Consider the following 20,562-nt stretch of genomic DNA (forward strand, 5'->3'; position numbering starts at 1 on the left):
GTGTGCTGATGTCATGCCCGGAATGACCGCCCGCAGCCGTATCGAGAAACATCGCGTGGCGACCTCTCTGGAACTCTTCTTCGATCTCTGCTTCGTCGTCGCCGTGGCGCAGGCGGGGCAACGACTGCTGCATGCCGTCGCCGAGGGCCACGCCGCCACCGGCATCGCCAGCTACGCCGCTGTCTTCTTCGCGATTTGGTGGGCCTGGGCCAATTTCAGCTGGTTCGCATCGGCTTACGACACCGACGACCCGCTGTACCGCGTGGTCACGCTGGTCCAGATCACCGGTGTGCTCATCCTCGCCGCCGGGGTGCCGCGCGCGTTCGACGCGGGTGACTGGACGGTCGGCGTCGCCGGCTATGTCGTGATGCGGCTCGCCCTGACCAGCCAGTGGCTGCGCGCCGCGTACTGCACCCAGGGTGCCGAGCGGCGGGTGGCCCTACGGTATGCCGTCGGGATCGTCGTGGTGCAATTCGGCTGGATCGGCATGCTGCTGCTGACCGACAACACGGGCGGAACGCGGGCCGCCGTCTTCGTCGTGCTCGTGCTCGCGGAACTGTCCGTTCCGGCGGTCGCCGAGCGCGACCGCCAGACGAGCTGGCATCCGCATCACATCGGTGAGCGGTACGGCCTGTTCACGATCATCGTGCTGGGCGAGACGATCGCGGCGGCCACGGTCGCGGTCCAGGAGGCGGTGGACGAGCACAAAGCGTTCGGTGAGTTGCTGCCGATCGCCGCGGGCGGGCTGCTGATCGTCTTCTCCGCCTGGTGGATCTATTTCGCCGTACCGATCCATGACTACCTGCGCGGCAGCAGGGAAGCGTTCATCTGGGGATACGGACATTTCCTGGTCTTCGGCTCCGCGGCCGCGATCGGCTCGGGCCTTGAGGTCGCGGTGGAGGAGGCCGTGGGCAAGGCCCACATCTCGGCTACGGCGGCCGCCGCCGCGGTGACCGTGCCCTCGGCGCTCTTCCTGCTGACGGTATGGGTCCTGCACGCCCGCCACTTCAAGCGCGATCTCGCGGAGCAACTTCCCCTCCCCGCGGCCGCGCTGGCGATCCTGGCCTGTACGTTCGCCGGGGAGTGGGCGGTGCTCGCCGCCGGCCTGGTGGCGGCGGCGAACGTGGCCGTGGGGGTGGCACTGTCCCGGCGGCCCGCCGTGGCGGAGTGAGCACAGGGGCGTGGTGCGGTGCCTACGTGAACGGAGAGACGAAGAGTCGTGAGGTGCGAGTGGTGAGTCCTGTGAGGAGCACGTGGTGACGGAAGAACCGCAGAAGCCGGCAGATCCGTCTGTCGCGCGGCACGCATCGTCTCCGTCCGTCGCGCGGCACGCATCCCCCCTGTCGTCCGGGCCGCTCGACGCTCCGACCGACGCCACCGGGCCGCTCGACGCGCTGACCGACGTCGCCGGGCTGCGCGTCGGCCATGCGCGGGTGGCGGGTGCGGGTGCGCTGAGCGGCACCACTGTCGTCCTCGCCCCCGAGGGCGGTGCGATCGCGGCCGTCGACGTCCGTGGCGGCGGCCCCGGCACCCGGGAGACGGACGCGCTCGATCCACGCAATCTGGTGCAGCGCATCGATGCCGTCGTCCTGACGGGCGGCAGCGCGTATGGCCTGGACGCGGCGTCCGGTGTGATGGCCTGGCTGGAGGAACAGGGACGGGGGGTGCGGGTCGGTCCCGATCCGGCACAGGTGGTGCCGGTCGTCCCGGCCGCGTGCATCTTCGACCTGGGGCGGGGCGGTGACTGGCGGGCCCGCCCGGACGCCTCGACCGGCCGCGCCGCGGTGGAGGACGCGGCGGCCACGGAGCCGGGGGCGCCGGTCGTCGAGGGAAATGCCGGCGCTGGTACGGGTGCGGTCGCCGGGCAGCTCAAGGGCGGAGTGGGCACGGCGAGCGTGCGGCTGGCGTCCGGGATCACGGTGGGCGTGCTCGTCGTGGTGAACGCGGCAGGTTCGGTGATCGACCCGCGTACCGGGGTGCTGTACGGGGAGTACGGCGCCACCGAACCGCCGGTGCACCCCGCACCCGAGGTCCACCGCGCGGCGCGGCAGCGCCTGGCGGAGACCCAGGGGGAAAACGTACGCCCCCCGCTCAACACCACGCTCGCGGTCGTCGCCACGGACGCCGAACTCACCCGGGCCCAGGCGCAGAAGCTTGCGGGTACAGCGCACGACGGACTTGCGCGCGGCGTCCGCCCCGTACACCTGCTGACCGACGGGGACACCGTTTTCGCGCTGGCCACCAACACCCGGCCACTGGATCCGCAGAACCCGGCCGCGCTCAACGACCTGCTGGCGGCCGGCGCGGACGCGCTGACCCGTGCCATCGTGAAGGCCGTCCGGGCAGCTCAGAGCGTCAACGGCCGCCACGGCGGGGGCAGCTACCTCGCGTACAGCGATCTCTATGGCGCGAGCCGGTCCCCGTCGCGGCCGTCGACGTACAGCCGTGCGGACCCCGACTCGCCTCCCGGGTGAGGAAGTTCGGACGAACCGCCAGGAACCATATGCGTGCGTCATGCGTTTTCCTGAACCCCGGTCATGATGTCGGACCCAGGGACTACGTTAAGCACGCATCAAGTAACACGCGGCGACGGCCTGGAGACAGCACCTTGAGCGATCCGTACGAGACAACCGAGCAGCACCTCGAGCGACTCCTGCGACGGGCACTCAACTCTTTCGACCTGCCCGACAATACGGTCGAGAGACTCGGTACCGCGCTCGCCCACAGCAGTTCCCTGCACTCCTCGCACCACAGTTCCGCACTACACCGGGAGACCTACCGGCACACGTATCTGCTGTCCGACGGCACCCCGCTCACCCTGTGGGAGCTGGTGCACGGCGGTCCGCGGAGCGCGACGCACCCGTTCTCCCGGACGGAGCCCGACCTCCGGCACCACGAGCTGTACGACGACGAAGCCGATGTCCATATCGCCGCCGCCCGGCTGACCGGCGGTTTCGGCGAGGTCCCGGTGTTCGGGGACGAGGGACCCCAGGCCGACCTGGAGACCCTCACCGTTCTGATGACGGCTCCCCCGGCCCCGATGCCCCGGATGTACGCCCCGGACAACTCCGCCGACCATGCCCGCCGCGTCCTGCGCCGCGCCGAGAACAGCGACGGCCCCGGCGAGAAGACCGCCCGGCTGCTGCGCGCCGCCTTCGCCCACCACATCACCCAGGTCTTCGGCCGGCAGTGCCGGGTGGACGGGCGGGACGCCGGATTCACGCTGTACGAGCACGCTTTCCTGCTCCTCGACGGCAGCGAGATGAGCCTGTGGGAAGTCGAGCACACGGCCACGCCGGACGGTCGCCACATGTGCGAGGTGTACGGCGACGAGGACTCCGCGCGCGGGGCCATGGAGAGCCGCACGCGCATCTGCTGACCTGCTGCCCCGGGACGGCCGGAGGCGGCCCGAGTCGGCCCGTTCCTGCCCCGGACGCCCCGGGGCAGGAAGAGAACCCGCCCCCCCAAGACGAGAACGACGACGGTGCCCGCACCCCCGAGGGGCGGGCACCGTCGTCGTTCGCCGTTCGCCGTTCTCCGTTCGCCGTTCTCTGTTCGCCGTTCTCTGTTCTCTTCGTTCTCTTCGTTCTCCGCATCGAAGCAGGACGCGTCAGGGAGTGAGGGCGAGTTCCTTGCCGGGTTCGGGCTCGTCCACGGCGTACGCGGACCTGTCCACGGCGGCCGGCGACCCGTCGCCTGCCGCCCCGGCCGTGGTGTCCGCGCCCGCTCCGCCGGCCTCCACGTGCTGCCGCGGCCGTGCGGGCAGCGCGAACATCACCAGGAAGATCACCGCGAGCACCCCGGCCACCCACCACAGCGAGTGCTGGAACGCCTCCGCGAACGCCGGGCCCACCTGCTGCGGCGCCAGCCGGTCCCCGATCGAGCCGAAGAAGACGACCGAGACCAGTCCGAGCCCGATCGCATTGCCCATCTGCTGCATGGTGTTGATCAGTCCGGAGGCCGAACCGGAGTGCTCCTTCGGCACCTCGGACAGCACCATGTCCGTCAGCGGGGCCACGATCAGGCCCATGCCCAGGCCCATGACGACCAGCGGCAGCGCCATCTGCCAGGACGTGATGCCCATGCCGTACCGGTCGGACTCCCAGATGTAGAGCAGCAGGCCGACGATCATCAGCAGCGCGCCCGTCTGAAGGACCTTGCGGCCGAAGCGGGGCACCAGCTTCTGTACGGAGATCCCGGCAGCGAACGAGACGGCGATCGAGAACGGGATACCCGTTGTACCGGCCTTCAGCGCGCTCCAGCCGAGCCCCATCTGCATGTAGAGCGTCCAGACCAGGAAGAAGATGCCGAGGCCGAGACCGAAGGTCAGCTGCACGGCGATGCCCGCCGCGAAACTCTTGACCCGGAACAGCGACAGCTCGACCAGCGGCGAACCGTCCTTGCGCGCCTTCCCCCGCTCGAACACCACCAGGACCAGGAACACCAGAAGGCTGCCGGCCATCGACACATGACCCCACAGCGGCCAGCCCAGCTCCCGCCCACGGGTGAGCGGGTAGATCAGCATCAGCAGTCCCAGCGTCACCAGGGCGACACCGATCAGGTCCAGCCGGAGCGCCTTCGGGGCCTTGGACTCGGTGATGAACTTCCGTCCCAGGATCAGACCCGCTATGCCGACCGGAAGGTTGATCAGAAAGATGGGCCGCCATTCGAGACCGGCGATGTTCCACTCGGTGAGCAGCGCGCCCAGCAGCGGTCCCAGAACGGCGCCGAGGCCGACGATCGCGCCGAAGAGACCGAAGACCTTGCCGCGCTCGTGGGCCGGGAAGGTGGCGTGCACGATCGACAGCACCTGCGGGACCATCAGCGCGGCGGTGCCGCCCTGGAGGATGCGGGAGGCGACCAGCATCTCCGGGTCGACGGCGAAGCCGCAGAGCGCGGAGGCCAGCGTGAAGCCGCCGATACCGATGAGGAACAGTCGCTTGCGGCCGTAGATGTCGCCCAGCCGGCCGCCGGTGATCAGCCCGGCCGCGAAGGCCAGGGCGTATCCGGCGGTGATCCACTGGATGGAGCTGAACGAGGCGCCGGTGTCCTGCTGGATGCTCGGGACGGCGATGTTGACGATCGTGACGTCGACCAGGTCCATGAAGGCCGCGGTCATCACGATGGCGAGCGCGAACCAGCGTCGCCGGTCCGACGGGTCCGAGGACACCGTGGGCCCGGATGCCGTGGACGGCAGAGATGCGGAAGAAGTCATACGGAGAAGCTAGACAGCCAATAGGTCAGATCATGACCCAATGGGTGGGCACCCTGGTGAGACGACCGACACCCGGACAACACAGCAACACCCGGACACGAGGATGAGCCCATGACGGACACCCCGGCACGCCTGCTGAATCTGCTGTCGCTCCTCCAGACGCCCCGCGAGTGGCCGGGCAGCGAACTCGCCGAACGGCTCGATGTCAGCCCGCGCACCATCCGTCGCGACATCGACCGGCTCCGCGAGCTCGGCTATCCGGTCGGGGCCTCGCGCGGTTCGGTGGGCGGCTATCGCCTCGTCGCCGGCACCGCCATGCCGCCGCTGCTCCTCGACGACGAGGAGGCGGTGGCCATCGCGGTCGGCCTGCGGGCGGGCGCCGGGCATGCCATCGAGGGGGTCGACGAGGCGTCCGTACGGGCTCTGGCGAAGTTGGAGCAGGTGCTGCCCTCGCGGTTGCGGCACCGGGTCTCGACCCTGCAGACCGCGACCGTACCGCTGACCCGCGGCGACGGCTCGACGATCGATCCGCACACCCTGACGGTGATGGCGTCGGCGGTCACCGGCCGCGAGCGGCTGCGGTTCGCCTACCGTGCGGGCGACGGCGCCGAGACGAGGCGGGAGGCCGAGCCGTACCGGCTGGTGAGCACGGGGTGGCGCTGGTATCTCGTCGCCTACGACCTGGGGCGCGAGGACTGGCGTACGTTCCGGGTCGACCGGGTCAGCGAACCGTTCGCGACCGGGGCCCGGTTCACGCCGCGCGAACTGCCCACGGGGGACGCGGTGGAGTTCCTCGCCGGCTCCATCGCCCGCCGGCAGCCGGAACTGGCGGTGGAGGTGAGCTTCGCCGCCCCGGCGGAGTTCGTGTCCGCGCGGCTGCCGGCCGCGTTCGGCCCGCCGGAACGGACCGGCGAGAACAGTTGCCGGCTGCGGGCGGTGCTGTCGGACTCGCTGGAGTGGGTGGCGCTCCGACTGGCGCTGGTGGACTGCGAGTTCACCGTGCACGAGCCGCCGCAGCTGGCGCAGTACCTGAGCGATCTGGGCGCCCGGCTGACGCGCGCGACCGCACGCTGACACACTGCCGCCCGCACCGGGGCCGGTCGGCGGCCACCGCGCCACCCCGGTGCGGGCCGCAAAAGAATGAGCCCCGGCGCCAGGGGGGGGGTGGGCGCCGGGACTCAGCTCAGGGGGTCACACGAAGCGACCCATTTCGGAGGTTACTGGACCAGGGCTCACGCCGCGGCGTCAAAACCCGTGTCGTGGGCCATTCGCTTCAGTTCGAGCAGCGCGTGCTTCTCGATCTGGCGGATCCGCTCACGGGTCAGGCCGTGCTGCTTGCCCACCTCGGTGAGGGTCCGCTCGCGGCCGTCCTCGATGCCGTACCGCATCCGGATGATCGAAGCGGTGCGGTTGTCGAGCTTGCCGATCAGGTCCTCGAGCTCCTCGCTGCGCAGCAGCGTCATCACCGACTGCTCGGGCGACACCGCGGAGGTGTCCTCCAGCAGATCGCCGAACTGTGTCTCGCCCTCGTCGTCGACGGACATGTTGAGGCTGACCGGGTCACGGGCCCAGTCCAGCACGTCACCCACGCGCTCCGGCGTGGAGTCCAGCTCGGCGGCTATCTCCGTGTGCTCCGGCTCGCGGCCGTGCTCACGGTTGAATTCGCGCTGCACCCGGCGGATCCGGCCGAGCTCCTCCACCAGGTGGACGGGGAGCCGGATCGTACGGGACTGGTCGGCGATGGAACGGGTGATGGCCTGACGGATCCACCATGTCGCATACGTGGAGAACTTGAAGCCCTTGGCGTAGTCGAACTTCTCGACCGCGCGCACCAGGCCCGCGTTGCCCTCCTGGATCAGGTCGAGCAGGGGCAGACCGGCCCTCGGGTAGCGGCGTGCGACGGCAACGACGAGCCGGAGGTTGGAACGGATGAATATGTCCTTGGCGCGCTCGCCCTCGGCGACCAGCGCCTCCAGCTCCTCGCGCGTCGCTCCACCGGCTTCGCTCTCCACCGCGCCGTCGAGTATCTGGCGCGCATACACACCCGCCTCGACGGTTTGCGACAGCTCGACCTCCTTCGCGGCGTCGAGCAGCGGCGTACGCGCGATCTCGTCCAGGTACATGCCGACCAGGTCGCGATCGGCGATCTCTCCGCCCGAGGCGCGAACACTGCTTGCCCGGCTGGTCCCACCGGTGGCGGACGAACGACGGGCGACGGCACGGGTTGCCATGCGTGCTCCCTTGCTGAGTAGGTCGCGACACCCTCTCAGGTGCCCTGCATCCGATGGAAACAACGACTGGAATCCGGACAGAATTCCCATGCCTGGCATTCATTTTCTCGATCATGCAGTACCCTGTGCCACCGCAAGGGGGGTGTGCATGCCGGGCATCCAGACAGAAGCGCAGGTCAGACCGGGCATCGAAGATGATTTGATGGCCCTCGCGGACATCTACCACCATGACGTTCATGAGACCGCGCTCACATTCGATGCGGTCCCCCTTACACCTGAACAGCGTCTGCCGTGGCTTCGTTCCCACCCTGAAGACGGCTCGCACCGCCTTCTGGTTGCTCAGGATGTCCGCATTGTCGGCCCCGCCTCGCCCCGGCTGCACGAGCGCTTCAATTTCCGCCGTGTCGGTACGTACGTCTCCGCCGTGTCGATACGTACGTCTCCGCCATGTCGGTACGTACGCCGAGGCGGGGCGGAAGCTCGGCACGTACTGGGACGTGGCCCGGTACGAGAAACCGCTGGGACCGCAGCCCTAGGGCCCGGAGGGAACCCGGCCTAGGGCTCGGAGGGAACCCGGCCTAGGTCCGCGGCCCGTTACGCACCGGGGACGCCGCGCCTAGCGTGCCCGGTATGAGCGAGCGCACGAACGACCGCATGGACGACGCAGCAAGCAGTGCCGACGCGACGGACCCCGGCAACAGGACCGGCGACGACACCACGGGCACGCTCGACGAGGCGCTGGAGCGTCTCCACACGGCGGGCCCCGAACGAAACGGCTGGCTGAGCAATCACGGCCCGATGGCCGTCGAGGCGCTGGTCCGGCACGGTCAGGCACCGGCCGTTCACCGATGGCTCGACCACTACAGCCACAAGCTGGAGGACATGCCGGAGACCGCGTCCCGGGTGACGGCGGAGAACTGGCGAGAGGCCCTGGGCGACCCGCGCCGGATCGCCGACTGGACGCTGTACTTCGAGCGGGAGACGACCGAGCGCCCCTGGCGGGACGTCCTGACCGAGTGGTGGCCGCGGCTGCTGCCCGGCATCGCGGCGGGCGCCACCCACCCCGTGATCCGGGTCGGCCACTCCGTACGCACCCTGCTCGGCGGCGGCGAGGCGAGCGCGCCCCGGATCACCGAGCTCGCCCACGGCCTCGGCTACTGGGCCGCCCGCCACCAGCCGCTGCCCGCACTGGCTCCGCTGCCCCCCGCACCGAGCGCCGCGGCCGCGCTGGACGCCGTCCCGCCGGTACCCGGGCAGAGCGGCGGCATCCGGGACCGGCTGGCGCAGCTCAGCGCGTTTCCGGTGTGGCCGCAGCGGTTCACCGACGACCCGGACGAGGCGCGGGCCCGGCTGGAGGAACTGGTGCGCGCCGCGACCCACCGCTACGCCACGCACGGGCATGGCGAACCGATCATGCTGGTGCACGCCGCGACCGCACCCAATGCCGTGCTGCGCACGCTGCCCGCGCTCCCCCGCGCGCTGTGGGTACCGAGCCTGGGGGCCGCCTGGGCGGCGAGTGCCGCGGTCACCGCCGCATACGGCCCGGCCGAGCCGGCCCCGTACACACCGGCGAGCGCATCCGCCGAGGAGCTCTTCGCACGCGCGGCGGCGCACGGTGACGATCACACGATCAAGTTCACCGACACCGCGCTGGACGTCGGCGACGCCACGGCTCTCGCCGCCGCGCTCCGCTCGATCGAGCTGAACCCACCGACCTTGTGACAGCCCGCCGGTCCCGTCGGCCCCATCGGCCCCCCGACGGCTCCGCCGCCCTCCCGCGGACCCGTCGGCCCGCTGACGAACCCGTCGGCCCGACGACGCCCCGCCCGCTCGCCGGTGGCGGCCCCGCCGGCCTTCCGCCTGACCTTCCGCCCCCCTCACTGTCATCCGCCGAACTGCACCGACCGCTTCGCCAGCCCCATCCAGAACCCGTCGATGACGCTGCGGCCCCGGTCCAGCTCGTTCTCCGAGGCGCCGAGGGTCACGAAGAGCGGCGCGAAGTGCTCGGTGCGCGGGTGGGCCAGCCGGCCGGCCGGGGACTTGTGCTCGAAGTCCAGCAGCGCGTCGATGTCCTGCGCCTGGAGCGCCCGGTTCCCCCAGTCGTCGAACTCCGCCGACCAGCCGGGGGTGCCGCCGCCCGGGTGCCGCAGGGCGGCCAGGTTGTGGGTGAAGAAGCCGCTGCCGACGATCAGGACGCCCTCGTCGCGCAGCGGCGCGAGCTTGCGCCCGATGTCCATCAGCCGCCGCGGGTCCAGCGTCGGCAGGGAGATCTGGAGTACGGGGATGCCGGCGTCCGGAAACATCTCCACCAGAGGGACGTACGCCCCGTGGTCGAGCCCCCGGTCCGGGATGTCCTGGACCGGGGTACCGGCACCGCGCAGCAGCTTGCGCACGTCGTCCGCCAGCGCCGGGGCGCCCGGGGCCGCGTACCGCACCTGGTAGTAGTGCTCGGGGAAACCCCAGAAGTCGTAGACGAGCGGAACGGTCTCCGTGGCGCCGAGGGCGAGCGGGGCCTCCTCCCAGTGCGCGGAGACCATCAGGATCGCCCGGGGGCGGGGCAGCCGGGCGGACCAGGCGGCCAGTTCGCCGGGCCAGACCGGGTCGTCGGCCAGCGGTGGTGCGCCGTGGGAGAGGTAGAGGGCGGGCATGCGCTCCGCGGTGACAGTCATGGCACTCCCCATCCGCTGCCGATCGAGGTAAGTCTTCTAGTGGTGTCTTTGAGAAGGAAGGGTTCTTTAATCTTCAAGTTCCCATCTCCGGAGACCTTAGCTCTATCTAGTTAAACTTTCAAGAAAAGGTCGTACAGTGGAGTACATGACCACGGCATCCCCCGGCGAGCCGCGCTGGCTCTCCGACGAAGAGCAGAGCGTCTGGCGTGCGTACCTCCACGCCACCACGCTCATGGAGGACCATCTCGACCGTCAGCTGCAGCGCGATGCCGGCATGCCGCACATCTATTACGGACTGCTCGTCCAGCTCTCCCAGGCACCCCGCCGCCAAAAGCGGATGACCGAGCTGGCCAAGGACGCCAAGATCACCCGGTCCCGGCTCTCGCACGCCGTCGCGCGGCTGGAGAAGAGCGGCTGGGTGCGCCGCGAGGACTGCCCGTCCGACAAGCGCGGCCAGAACGCGGTCCTCACCGACGAGGGCTACGAGATGCTGCGCCGGTCCGCACCGGGCCATGTCAGCGCCGTACGCCAGGCGATGTTCGACCGGCTCACGCCCGAGCAGGTGCGCTCACTGGGCGAGATCATGCAGGTCGTCGCCACCGGACTCCAGCCGGAGGGCACGGACGCGGATCTGCCCTGGCTGCGCTGACCGCACGACAAGGTCCCCTCCGGCGCGTACCGGGCACGCACCGGACGGGCTCTGCCGCACCGGACATGGCTCTGCCCCGGTTCCACCGAGCGGAACCGGGGCAGAGCCACGTTTCATTCACACCTCACGTCGCACGACGACGTCAGTGGGCGACGACCGGGATCTTGAACTCGTCCTCGACACCGTCGGCGTCACCCGAACCGGAGGCTCCGGACACCGCGGCCGCCGAGGGGCGCCCGGCGTTGATGAAGGTCACCGCGATCGCGGAGGCCACGACCAGGATGCCGACGGCCCACCAGATGGCACCGGTGAAGCCGTGCACCATCGACTGGAGCTTCAGCAGCTCGGGATCGGTGGCGCCGAGTGCGGCGTGCGAGGTGGCGTACGCCGTCGCGGCCGAGGCGGCGATGGTGTTCAGCAGCGCCGTACCGATCGCGCCGCCCACCTGCTGCGAGGTGTTGACCATCGCGGACGCGACGCCCGAGTCCCTCGGCTCGACACCGTGCGTGGCCAGCGACATGGCCGGCATGAACGCCGAGCCCATGCCCAGCCCCAGCAGGAGCTGTGCGGGCAGGATGAGCGTGGTGTAGGAGGAACCGATCTCCAGCTGCGTCAGCAGCAGCATGCCGACGGCGGCGACCAGGAAGCCGGGGCCCATGAGCTTGCGCGCCGGGACGCGGGTCATCAGCCGGGCACCGATCTGCGTCGACCCGGTGATCATGCCCGCGATCATCGGGAGGAAGGCGAAGCCCGTCCTGATCGGCGAGTAGCCCTTCACGACCTGCAGGTAGTACGTCAGGAAGAGGAACAGCCCGAACATCGCGATGACGGCCAGACCCAGCGAGAGGTAGACGCCGCCGCGGTTGCGGTCCAGCACCACGCGCAGCGGCAGCAGCGGCGACTTGACCCGCGACTCGGTCAGGACGAACGACAGGAGCAGCACACCGGCCGCGACGAACATGCCGATGGTCAGCGCGTCCGACCAGCCGGCGGACTCGGCACGGGTGAATCCGTACACCAGCGAGACCAGACCCAGTGCCGACAGGACGACGCCCGGGATGTCGAGCGGCGAGCGGTTGCGGCTGCCGGCCGGCTCGCGGATCACGAAGTACGCGCCCAGGGCCGCGACGACCGCGAACGGGATGTTGACGAAGAAGGTCCAGCGCCAGTTCAGCACCTGGGTCAGGAAGCCGCCGAGGATCAGGCCGACGGCGCCACCGCCACCGGCGATCGCACCGTAGATGCCGAACGCCTTGGCGCGCTCCTTGGCGTCGGTGAACATCACGGCGAGCAGCGACAGGGCCGCCGGGGCGAGCAGCGCGCCGAAGACGCCCTGGAGCGCACGGGAGCCGAACAGCATGCCCTGGTTCTGCGCCGCACCCCCGAGCGCGGAGGCCAGCGCGAAGCCGATCAGGCCGACGACGAAGGTCCGCTTGCGGCCCCAGAGGTCGGCGATCCGGCCGCCGAAGAGCAGCAGCCCGCCGAAGGCGAGGGCGTAGGCCGTGATGACCCACTGCTTGTTGGCGTCGGAGATCCCCAGGGCCGTCTGGGCGTGCGGCAGCGCGATGTTCACGATCGTGGCGTCGAGCACGACCATCAGCTGCGCGAGGGCGATGAACGCCAGCGCTTTCCAGCGGCTGGGGTCCGGGAGTCGGATGTCAGCTGTTTTTGACATGGAGGTATCCACCTAAGGGCGCGCACGGGCGCGCGAACGTCATGAACCGAGAGGTCGGCGAACGGGCAGTGGGGCAGGGACGGCCGAGGAAGGCAGCCGTCGGGGAACGGGCGGGAAATCGGCGAAAGGGCGCGTGGTGAGGGAGAAGACGTGGTCGGGGCGGGGCAGGCGCGCCACCGGGCCCCGGATCAGGGGCCCGGTGCGGGCGTCATGGCCGGCGCCGCAGATCCTCCAAGGTCGCCGCCGTTCCGGGCAGTCGGGACCGGGCCGGAGCCTCCAGTCCGTCCAGGAACAGCTGTAGGTGGCGATGAGTGAACCGGTCGATGTCCGGACATCCGGTACCGGGCAGCGGTCGGGTGAGCTGGGAGAGGGCGACCAGTACGTCACCGACGGCGATGTCGGTGCGCAGGCGCCCCGCGGACATGGCGCGCGACACAAGCCCTTCGACAGCCTCTTCGAGGCGTCGACGCTCGGCGAGCAGTTCGGGGTGGTCCTTGTCGAAGCCGCCGGACAGCATCGGGCACAGCGCACCGACCCGTTCGTCGGCCGCCGCGTGCACGAAGCGGCTGAGCGCGGCGAAGGGATCGGCCTCCTCGGCCGCCGCCTCCTCCGCACGGTCGGTGGTGCGAGAGGTGACCGCGAGCACGACCTCGTGCGTCAGCGCGGCCCGGTCGGGAAAGTTCCGGTAGAGCGTGGCGTTGCCGACGCCGGCGCGGCGGGCGACCTCGTCGAGCGGCACAGCCGGCCCGAACTCGACGAACATCTCGCGCGCGGCCGTCACGATCCGCTCCCGGTTGCGCAGCGCGTCGGCCCGCGGACGGGTCGTCCGGGGCTGCGCCGCTCCGGTGGCGGTGCGGGTGACGGTATCCACGACGGCTGTTCCTGCCTTCCGGACCTTCCGGCCCTCCCCGCAGCGCTCTTCGTCGCTGCGGCCCTCTTCGTTCTCCACGGCGACCCCCTTCCGTAACCGGGGACCACCTCCCCGGTTCGCGGGGACACAGGTTCAAACGGGGAAAGGATCCCCGGATATTTCCCCACCACAATGTGACCTGACCCACATCTCGGGAGCGGGAAAACCAGCCGAACGGCGCACCCAACGAGCGGTACCGCACCACCCGTCACAGGCTGATCCGCAGAGCGCAGTCAGGGCCGGCCGACTGCCGCGGACCCCGAGGCGCCTATATGCAGAAGCCCCGCCACCGGATACGCAGGCATCGCCACCCGATCGCGCTCACTTCGGCAACGGTCCTGGTCATCGCCTCCATGGCCTCGGCCAGCAGCACCCTTCCGATAGCCAGCCGGGCCTCGGCCGGCCCGGTTCCCGCCATCCGGCCGGCGGGAACGGCCCCGTGCCGGATACCCACGGCCATGGGCGTACAGATGTCGGAAGGCATGCCGACCCCAAAGGGCTACGCCCGCTCCACCGGCAGGATCCACGCGCTCAACCTGATGATCGACTTCCCGGACGCACCGGGCACCGAACCGGCGATGGACCGGTTCGACGAATTCTTCCCGCAGACCACCACATGGTTCCGGACCGCCTCGTACGGACGGCTCACGTACGTCCCCGACACCCCCGTGAAAACCTGGCTGCGGATGCCGCTGCCGTTCTCGGAGTACGGGATCGAACGCGGATCGATGTACGAACCGGGCTACCGCCACCTCGCCCAGGACATCGTCGCGGCCGCCGACCCGAAAGTGGATTTCAGGAAGTACGACCTGATCAACATCCTGGTCACACCGAACGCCGGCCCCTCCGCCCTGGACACCGTCCTGTCCGTTACCTTCTCCGGCAACGCCGACGCGCTGCACGCGGACGGCGTGCCGCTCGCCAACACGTCCTTCATCTACAGCCACCAGGACGACGGCTCGGGATCGTTCAAACAGACCGGATACCGCGTCCTGCCGCACGAGAACGGCCATGTCTTCGGCCTTCCCGACCTCTACACCATGGAGGGCGGCGGCGCGGTCGGGCACTGGGACATCATGTCCGAGGACTGGGGGGCCGACAACGACCTGCTGGGCTGGCACAAGTGGAAGCTCGGCTGGCTGGACAACAAGCAGATCAGCTGCGCCGCCAAGCCCGGCAGCAGCGACCACGTCCTCGAACCGCTGGCCACCCGGGGCGGGACGAAGCTGGCGTTCGTACCGCTGAGCGACGAGTCCGGCTACGCGGTCGAGGTACGGACACAGGCCGGCAACGACCACGCGGTCTGCCGGCCCGGCGTGCTGATCTACAAGGTGAGCTCGAACGTCGACACCGGCCAGGGGCCGGTGTCCGTCGCGGACAGCACCAAGAACAGCAGCGGCTGCACCCGACAGCCCAATGTGCACGCCGAGCTCTCCGACGCCGCCTTCCGGCCCGGCCAGACCTTCACCGACCGGGTCGACAAAATACGCATAGCCGTGGTCGGCAAGGACGACAAGGGCAACTACCGCGTCCGGGTCACTCGCCCCTGACCCGTCCGGATCACTCGCCCCTGCCCCCGGCTGCGTCCCCGGCCGCTCGCCGCACATGCGGGTCGGGGTCCGGCGTGGGCTGTGGTGCGGGCGGCTGGAGCGGTCACTCATGCCCGCCTCGCCCAGTTCGCGGTAGCGGTCGGCCCACCGCTCGGCCGTGGTCGGGGAGACCTGGAAGCGTTCGGCGGCCCTGCACAGGGGCCAGCCGTCCTCGGCCACGCAGCGGGCCAGACGCAGCCGTCCGGTCTCGGTCAGGGGTGCATTACGGTGGGGCACGAGGGCCTTTCTGGTCGCCGGTGCAGATGTCGCAATCCACACCAGGCCAGAAGGCCCTCACCCATTTCAAGATCAATCAGCCGTGAACCCTGTCACCAACCTCCGTGGACAGAACACCTAGTCATCTCGGACGTGCCCAACTTGCCTGCAACACCCGTGGACGGCTCAGCTGGGGCCCTACCCCGCCACCGGGCTGGTAGTGACGGTCTGGCTGCTCGGCCTCGGGACGGTCACGGCGATGTGGGCCATGAGCTACCTCATGGCCCTGGCCGAGTGGGCCGGGCGTCCGCCCCGGCGCCCGTCCACCGACGCGCGCTTACCCGGCGCCGGGCGCAAACGATCCCGACCCCTACACCGCCCTCCACCTCCCCCACGAGACCGGGCAGGTGCTACGAGTCCGTCTTCCAGTTGCACCCGGAGCGGAACATCTTCTCGACCTTCGTCTTGGCGTCCCCGGTGAGTTCAGGTTGCCAGGTTTCGAGATCCCACGTCGAACCACCGCCGTGCTTACCGCCGAGCCCGTAGGAGAACAATGCGTGGCACTGCAGCTGCTGGAAGGTCGAGTTCTTCTTAGTCTTCGTGGCGTCGGGGAACATGGGCGTGTTGGACCACACCTGCCTCCAGTCGTCATTCACGTCACTGGCGGCGTCATCGTTCCCTGTGATGGTCTTGAACGCGGCGGCCGTCGGGGTGACGTGGACGGACGTCAAGCGGCTGTCGGTCCAATTCACGTAGACCTCGGTCTTCTTCACCCACTTGGTGTTGGTGATGCCGCCGTAGCCGATGCACGCAGTCTGGCAGGTCTCGAAGGCGTTGGTCTGACCATCGCTCCACAAGATGTACTTGCCGGACTGGAAGTCCTGGCGCTTGCCTTCGTTGTTATCGACGTTGCCGCCGACGTGTGCGGTGTCGTACTCGTCGCTCGTGGGGTAGCCGTACGCCCCCTTTTCGGACCCGTACATTCCCCACCACGCTCCAATGTTGCCGTGTACCGCGTGCGCTCCGGTGTTGGGGGACCAGTAGACCGTAGCGTTCTGGAACTCCTGGCGGACGCCGATCCCATCGGGGTTCTTCAGCTCGTCGGTGAGCGGGTACCCCATGTAGCCGCCTTCCCAGCCGTGCTGACCCCACTTCTGGAGGATGAGACCCCACACGGCGTGCGCCCCGGTTTTTGGGCTCCAGTAGATCGAGCCGTTGTCGAAGACCTGACGGCGGCCGACCCCGTCGGGAAGGCCGAGTTCATCGCTTGTGGGGCAGCCGAGGGCCTCCCGCACACCGGGCGTCTGGGTGTACTCGGTCCAGATGGCGCCATCGACCGAGTAGTTGGAGCCGCAGAAGGTTTCTGCGGACGCGGGAGTGGCCTGGACGCCCGCCGGCAGGGAGGCGCTGGCCGCACAAACGGCGAGTGCAGCGAGGAACCGCGCAGTTTTGGGCCTGTTCATGGCCAGCAGTATCTGCGGACGTCGTTGGTGCCGTACACCCCGCGCGCGCGGCACTCCACCGGCGCGCGCTGGTCCTCGCACACCGATCGGGGCCGCCGGCCGGTCAGCGGGCGGGTGACCGCCTGCCCGGTGCGCCAGCGGCGCACTGGCACAGATCCTCGCCGTCAGCTTTGCGAAGGAGGGCCTGCGCCCACTGGCTTGGGGCACAGCTCGGCGTCGTGATGGGATTGCGAACCCGTCCGCTGACTCGGCAGAACCTTTTTCTCCCACTGGCTGCGCTGGCGTCGGGGCGCAGGAACACCTTCAGCAGGTCGCTGCGGCTCACAACACCCTCCAGCATGCCGAGGCCGTTCACCACGGGCAGTCGTTTCACTCGCTTGCGTGCCATGATGCGGGCGGCCTCGGCGAGCGTGGCATCGGGATGAACGGTGCTGGCCGGGCTCGACATCAGCTCCTCGGCCAGCACCGCGTCGGCTTTGGCCCCCTCCTCGAGCTGGCCGGGCAGTGTCGGGGCGCCCTGCCGGAATTCCTCCTTCGGCAGCAGGTCCGCCTCGGAGACCACCCCGACAACACGGCCCTCGCCTTCGAGCACCGGCACCGCGCTGACCTTCCACTGGTGCATCAGCTCGACGATCTCCTTGTACGAGGCCTCGCGGCCGATGGCGACGGCCGTGTGGGTCATGACGTCGCTGACGATGTACCGGGATGCAACCGTGGCGTGCTCCTCGGGCGTGGCTCTCGGATGGCGGCATGGCGGCATACGTCACACGAAGCCGCCACTGCCGTGAGGGGCGTAGAGATCGAGCAGACGGATCCGGGCGGCCTGCAACCGGCGGGCGAGCACCTGCCCGACCCAGTGCCCGACGGCCGAGCCGAAGGCGGGATCCGCGTCCATCATCATCCGTACCGTCGCTGCGTCGAACTCATGGGTACGGACAGGCGTCATCGCCTCGGCTCCGAGGTGCCAGACGTAGGGCTCGAACAGCCAGGACCAGCCCACCAGTTCACCGGACCCGAGGTTCTCGATCGCGGCCGGTGAGCTTCCCGGTACGGGGACATCCAGGGTGACGGTGCCCGAGCGCAGGATCCAGAAGCGGTCCGCACGGTCTCCTTCGTGGAAGAGACGGGTTCCCTCGTCGAAATTGACCTCCTTCCCGATCTGCATCAGACGGGCGCGGTATGGGGCAGGCAGGGCTGTGGTGATACGAGTGGGAGAAGCGCTCATCGGTGGACCTCCTCGGTAGCCTCCGATCTCAGCATCGCCGGACAGCCGGCTCACGGACATGGGTCTACCGGCCCCTGTCGCGGTCCCGTCCGGCCCTGGGCCGGAGAAAATTCTGAGATCTCACAGCACGTGCCGGTTCCGTCGGCAGAGGCTTCTCCTGCGTCCTGTTGCGAGATCGGATCAGAGAGCCCCGCGTGTGTGCCCCAGCAGATTCTGCTCGATGCGCCGGCGGACATCTGCGGCGAGTGAAGTGAGGCATTCCGAGGGTTCCGCCCTTGGCGCGGTGGGCGCGCGTATGGCGCGGGCCCCGGCCGGCAGCGCCGCAAGGTCGGTGACAAACCGCTGCCGGGCCATGTCCAGCTTCGTGCGTTCCGAAACACGTCGCCCTTCCCGCATGACCGACTCCAGCAGCGGGGTGCCGTCCGAGGGCGGGGGTTCGTCGACGAGAGCTATGAGATCCGCGTGTTCCGGCCTTCGGAACACCTGCTTGCGTCCCGGTGCGGTCACCTTGGCCGATGACAGTTTCATCACGGCCCGGCCGTCGTACTCGACCAGCTTGTACGCGGAATCCAGGTAGGGGGCATCCGCGCAGACGCCGATTCTGGTGCCGACCGCGTACGTGTCAATGGGCGCTTTGGAACGGACCAGACCGTCCACTGCGAACTCGTCGAGACCACCGCTCACCACAATCTGTGTCTCCTGAAGGCCCGCGGCATCGAGGACGGTCCGCGCCTGTACGGCCAGGGCTCCCAGATCACCGCTGTCCAGCCGGACGGCGCACCCCGGGCCGAGTCCCAGATCGCGCAGTACGCGCGCTGCCGTAGCCACGCCTGCCACGGTGTCGTAAGTGTCCACGAGGAATGTCACCGGGCCCGGATGGGACCGGGCGAAGGCCCGGAACGCGTCTTCCTCGGCGCCGAACGCCTCGATGTACGAATGGGCCATCGTGCCTACTGCGGGCAGGCTCTCGGAGTAGGCGGCCGCCACATTGCTGGTTCCGGCGAAGCCGACCATGGCACCCAGCCGGGCGGCCTGGTGTCCGGCTTCGATGCCATGAGTGCGGCGCAGGGAGAAGTCCACGACGGAGTGGCCGTCGGCGGCCAGCACACACCGGGCACATTTGGAGGCGACGGCGGTCTGGTGGCTGAGCTGGTTGAGTACATAGGTTTCGACGAGCTGGGCCTGCGGGAGAGGCGCGGTGATTTCCAGCAGAGGTTCTCCGGCCAGCACGATGCGTCCTTCGGGCACTGCCCGCACCTCGCCGCTGAATTCCAGGCCGAGCAGTGGGGCCAGATCCTCGGGCCGTCGTCCCATGACAGTGGCGAAGACGTCCACGTCATCTGCGTCCACACGATAGGAGGAGAGGAAGTCGAGGACCGGCTCCAGCCCGGCACAGACAAGAAAGCCCCGGTCCGGTGGCAGATCGCGTACGAACAGACTGAACGTCGCCGAACCGGTCATACCCTCGCGCAGATACGACTGAGCCATCGTGACCTCGTAGAGGTCGGTACTCGTGGCGTCAGACATCGACGGCACCTTCCTCCCCGCCGCAGTCACTCCTGCCGGCGTTGCCTCCCGGCCCCGCGCGGTCCCGCCTCACCACGCTGCTCCTCCACTATCGGCCTTCCTCTCGACGTGGGCCAGCCCAACGCCGAGCCGCTTCCTGTCGCGGCTGAAGAACACGTCGTGCGTGCGGGGCCGGCCAGGCCACGGAGGGGGCCGACCGTTCCGCGTCAGGACCGAACCGGTCCTGACGAATGGCCTGCTCCGGTGCAACTGTGAGAAGAGGGGCCTCTTACCTGGCCCAGTGGAAGGCGGTGGGGACGATGAGACTCCCCCTGGTCTTGGGTGTGGACGGATCGCAGGCAAACCTGCGGGCGGTCGACTGGGCCGTCGACGAGGCAGCCCTGCACGGGCTGCCGCTACGAGTGGTGTACGCGTCCGAGGGGGATCTCCGCGTGGGTGCTGCCCCGGCGCTCAGTCTCGGTCGCCCTTCAGAGCGGGCGCTCGCCGAAAGCATCGTCGAAACTGCCGCTGAGCGCGCCCGCCGCCGTCATCCGGCCGTCGACGTCACGGCCCAGGTACTGCCCGGAGACGCGGTGACCGCCCTCCTGCGCGAGGGGCACAATGCAGGGGCGCTGATCACCGGGGAACGAGGCCGCGGAGGGGTCACCGGACTTCTGCTCGGCTCCGTCAGCCTCGCCGTGGCCGCGTCGCACCCTTGCCCCGTCATCGTCGTGCGCGGCGACAGGGCCGGTATCGAAGGCACGCACGGGCGCATCCTCGTCGGTGTCGAGGAACCGGAGGGAGAATCAGTGGTGATCCGGTTCGCCTTCCGTGAGGCCGAAGCAAGGGACTGTGTCCTGGACGCCGTACATGCCTGGCGCAGCCCGCCGCGCAATCACACCGATCACCCCCGCACTGCCGGTGAGCCGCACCTCTACTGGAAGGAACGTGCGGCCACTGTGATCGACCACGCGGTGGCTGACTCCGTACGCGCTCACCCGACGGTCCGGCTGCACTCGGCGGCAGTCGAGGGAACGGCCGCAAAGGTGCTGGCCCTGCGATCGGCCGCTGCGGATCTGATCATCGTCGGAGCGCACCGGCGCCGCGGTCACCTCGGCCCCCACCTCGGCCGGGTCGCTCGCACCCTGCTTCACCACGCCGACTGTCCGGTGGCTGTCATACCTCTGGCGACGTGACCGTACGCGATGTGCCTG

The 20,562-nt window shown here is 69.5% G+C and carries 17 protein-coding genes and 1 pseudogene; 8 read left to right on the forward strand and 10 right to left on the reverse strand.

Annotated elements, in window-relative coordinates:
* Window positions 1-13: 13 nt before the first annotated feature.
* The 3 genes from ACF08M_RS11595 to ACF08M_RS11605 all read left to right on the forward strand — a co-directional run bounded on the left by ACF08M_RS11595 (window position 14) and on the right by ACF08M_RS11605 (window position 3,379).
* Complete coding sequence (locus ACF08M_RS11595; RefSeq protein ID WP_392185033.1) at window positions 14-1,171, forward strand: low temperature requirement protein A; 1,158 nt, start codon at window positions 14-16, stop codon at window positions 1,169-1,171.
* 169 nt (window positions 1,172-1,340) lie between these two features.
* Window positions 1,341-2,474: a P1 family peptidase gene (locus ACF08M_RS11600; RefSeq protein WP_392185069.1), complete on the forward strand. Its 1,134-nt coding sequence runs from the start codon at window positions 1,341-1,343 to the stop codon at window positions 2,472-2,474.
* Between the two features lie 134 nt (window positions 2,475-2,608).
* Window positions 2,609-3,379, forward strand: coding sequence for a DUF6227 family protein (locus ACF08M_RS11605; protein WP_392185034.1), 771 nt, complete (start codon window positions 2,609-2,611; stop codon window positions 3,377-3,379).
* Window positions 3,380-3,610: 231 nt separating this feature from the next.
* Here the strand turns inward: ACF08M_RS11605 and ACF08M_RS11610 are convergent, their stop codons facing one another.
* Entirely contained in the window at window positions 3,611-5,215 is a 1,605-nt protein-coding gene (locus ACF08M_RS11610) for an MFS transporter (protein WP_392185035.1), read from the reverse strand.
* 111 nt (window positions 5,216-5,326) lie between these two features.
* Between ACF08M_RS11610 and ACF08M_RS11615 the strand changes: the two genes are divergently transcribed.
* Window positions 5,327-6,289 (forward strand): helix-turn-helix transcriptional regulator, encoded by a 963-nt coding sequence (locus tag ACF08M_RS11615; protein WP_392185036.1) that lies wholly within the window; start codon window positions 5,327-5,329, stop codon window positions 6,287-6,289.
* A gap of 158 nt (window positions 6,290-6,447) precedes the next feature.
* Here the strand turns inward: ACF08M_RS11615 and ACF08M_RS11620 are convergent, their stop codons facing one another.
* Window positions 6,448-7,446, reverse strand: a complete 999-nt coding sequence (locus ACF08M_RS11620) for an RNA polymerase sigma factor RpoD/SigA (RefSeq protein WP_093895672.1) — start codon at window positions 7,444-7,446, stop codon at window positions 6,448-6,450.
* A 654-nt stretch (window positions 7,447-8,100) separates the two neighbouring features.
* Between ACF08M_RS11620 and ACF08M_RS11625 the strand changes: the two genes are divergently transcribed.
* Window positions 8,101-9,168, forward strand: a complete 1,068-nt coding sequence (locus ACF08M_RS11625) for a questin oxidase family protein (protein ID WP_392185070.1) — start codon at window positions 8,101-8,103, stop codon at window positions 9,166-9,168.
* Window positions 9,169-9,329: 161 nt separating this feature from the next.
* On the opposite strand, the gene ACF08M_RS11630 is transcribed toward ACF08M_RS11625, so the two are convergent.
* Complete coding sequence (locus tag ACF08M_RS11630; RefSeq protein WP_392185037.1) at window positions 9,330-10,115, reverse strand: dioxygenase; 786 nt, start codon at window positions 10,113-10,115, stop codon at window positions 9,330-9,332.
* A gap of 136 nt (window positions 10,116-10,251) precedes the next feature.
* Between ACF08M_RS11630 and ACF08M_RS11635 the strand changes: the two genes are divergently transcribed.
* A complete protein-coding gene (locus tag ACF08M_RS11635; protein ID WP_392185038.1) occupies window positions 10,252-10,764 on the forward strand; it encodes a MarR family winged helix-turn-helix transcriptional regulator in 513 nt (170 codons plus the stop codon).
* A gap of 142 nt (window positions 10,765-10,906) precedes the next feature.
* Here the strand turns inward: ACF08M_RS11635 and ACF08M_RS11640 are convergent, their stop codons facing one another.
* The gene (locus ACF08M_RS11640; protein ID WP_392185039.1) at window positions 10,907-12,439 is read right to left on the reverse strand and encodes an MFS transporter; all 1,533 of its coding nucleotides are present in this window, start codon (window positions 12,437-12,439) and stop codon (window positions 10,907-10,909) included.
* Window positions 12,440-12,647: 208 nt separating this feature from the next.
* Window positions 12,648-13,310 carry a TetR/AcrR family transcriptional regulator gene (locus tag ACF08M_RS11645; protein WP_392185071.1) on the reverse strand — a complete coding sequence of 221 codons (663 nt, stop codon included), beginning with the start codon at window positions 13,308-13,310 and terminating at the stop codon, window positions 12,648-12,650.
* 311 nt (window positions 13,311-13,621) lie between these two features.
* Between ACF08M_RS11645 and ACF08M_RS11650 the strand changes: the two genes are divergently transcribed.
* Complete coding sequence (locus ACF08M_RS11650) at window positions 13,622-14,899, forward strand: M6 family metalloprotease domain-containing protein (protein WP_392185040.1); 1,278 nt, start codon at window positions 13,622-13,624, stop codon at window positions 14,897-14,899.
* Between the two features lie 57 nt (window positions 14,900-14,956).
* On the opposite strand, the pseudogene ACF08M_RS11655 reads toward ACF08M_RS11650, so the two are convergent.
* From ACF08M_RS11655 to ACF08M_RS11675, 5 genes and pseudogenes are all read right to left on the reverse strand, one after another.
* Window positions 14,957-15,175, reverse strand: a pseudogene (locus ACF08M_RS11655) (helix-turn-helix domain-containing protein); the annotation flags it as partial.
* 389 nt (window positions 15,176-15,564) lie between these two features.
* On the reverse strand, window positions 15,565-16,617 hold the full coding sequence (locus ACF08M_RS11660) for a hypothetical protein (protein ID WP_392185041.1): 1,053 nt from the start codon (window positions 16,615-16,617) through the stop codon (window positions 15,565-15,567).
* A 103-nt stretch (window positions 16,618-16,720) separates the two neighbouring features.
* Window positions 16,721-17,299, reverse strand: coding sequence for a CBS domain-containing protein (locus ACF08M_RS11665; protein WP_392185042.1), 579 nt, complete (start codon window positions 17,297-17,299; stop codon window positions 16,721-16,723).
* Window positions 17,300-17,380: 81 nt separating this feature from the next.
* On the reverse strand, window positions 17,381-17,842 hold the full coding sequence (locus ACF08M_RS11670; protein ID WP_392185043.1) for a cyclic nucleotide-binding domain-containing protein: 462 nt from the start codon (window positions 17,840-17,842) through the stop codon (window positions 17,381-17,383).
* A gap of 180 nt (window positions 17,843-18,022) precedes the next feature.
* The gene (locus ACF08M_RS11675) at window positions 18,023-19,369 is read right to left on the reverse strand and encodes a nicotinate phosphoribosyltransferase (RefSeq protein WP_392185044.1); all 1,347 of its coding nucleotides are present in this window, start codon (window positions 19,367-19,369) and stop codon (window positions 18,023-18,025) included.
* Between the two features lie 299 nt (window positions 19,370-19,668).
* Between ACF08M_RS11675 and ACF08M_RS11680 the strand changes: the two genes are divergently transcribed.
* On the forward strand, window positions 19,669-20,544 hold the full coding sequence (locus ACF08M_RS11680) for a universal stress protein (RefSeq protein WP_392185045.1): 876 nt from the start codon (window positions 19,669-19,671) through the stop codon (window positions 20,542-20,544).
* Window positions 20,545-20,562: the final 18 nt, after the last annotated feature.

This window comes from Streptomyces sp. NPDC015032 (assembly GCF_043080425.1).
Classification (GTDB): domain Bacteria; phylum Actinomycetota; class Actinomycetes; order Streptomycetales; family Streptomycetaceae; genus Streptomyces.

What these genes read in the sequence shown, in the direction of transcription:
- ACF08M_RS11595 (WP_392185033.1), top strand. Translation starts at nt 14, where the DNA reads ATGCCCGGAATGACCGCCCGCAGCCGTATCGAGAAACATCGCGTGGCG.
- ACF08M_RS11610 (WP_392185035.1), bottom strand. Translation starts at nt 5,215, where the DNA reads ATGACTTCTTCCGCATCTCTGCCGTCCACGGCATCCGGGCCCACGGTG.
- ACF08M_RS11615 (WP_392185036.1), top strand. Translation starts at nt 5,327, where the DNA reads ATGACGGACACCCCGGCACGCCTGCTGAATCTGCTGTCGCTCCTCCAG.
- ACF08M_RS11620 (WP_093895672.1), bottom strand. Translation starts at nt 7,446, where the DNA reads ATGGCAACCCGTGCCGTCGCCCGTCGTTCGTCCGCCACCGGTGGGACC.
- ACF08M_RS11625 (WP_392185070.1), top strand. Translation starts at nt 8,101, where the DNA reads ATGGACGACGCAGCAAGCAGTGCCGACGCGACGGACCCCGGCAACAGG.
- ACF08M_RS11630 (WP_392185037.1), bottom strand. Translation starts at nt 10,115, where the DNA reads ATGACTGTCACCGCGGAGCGCATGCCCGCCCTCTACCTCTCCCACGGC.
- ACF08M_RS11640 (WP_392185039.1), bottom strand. Translation starts at nt 12,439, where the DNA reads ATGTCAAAAACAGCTGACATCCGACTCCCGGACCCCAGCCGCTGGAAA.
- ACF08M_RS11650 (WP_392185040.1), top strand. Translation starts at nt 13,622, where the DNA reads ATGCAGAAGCCCCGCCACCGGATACGCAGGCATCGCCACCCGATCGCG.
- ACF08M_RS11660 (WP_392185041.1), bottom strand. Translation starts at nt 16,617, where the DNA reads ATGAACAGGCCCAAAACTGCGCGGTTCCTCGCTGCACTCGCCGTTTGT.
- ACF08M_RS11665 (WP_392185042.1), bottom strand. Translation starts at nt 17,299, where the DNA reads ATGACCCACACGGCCGTCGCCATCGGCCGCGAGGCCTCGTACAAGGAG.
- ACF08M_RS11670 (WP_392185043.1), bottom strand. Translation starts at nt 17,842, where the DNA reads ATGAGCGCTTCTCCCACTCGTATCACCACAGCCCTGCCTGCCCCATAC.
- ACF08M_RS11675 (WP_392185044.1), bottom strand. Translation starts at nt 19,369, where the DNA reads ATGTCTGACGCCACGAGTACCGACCTCTACGAGGTCACGATGGCTCAG.
- ACF08M_RS11680 (WP_392185045.1), top strand. Translation starts at nt 19,669, where the DNA reads ATGAGACTCCCCCTGGTCTTGGGTGTGGACGGATCGCAGGCAAACCTG.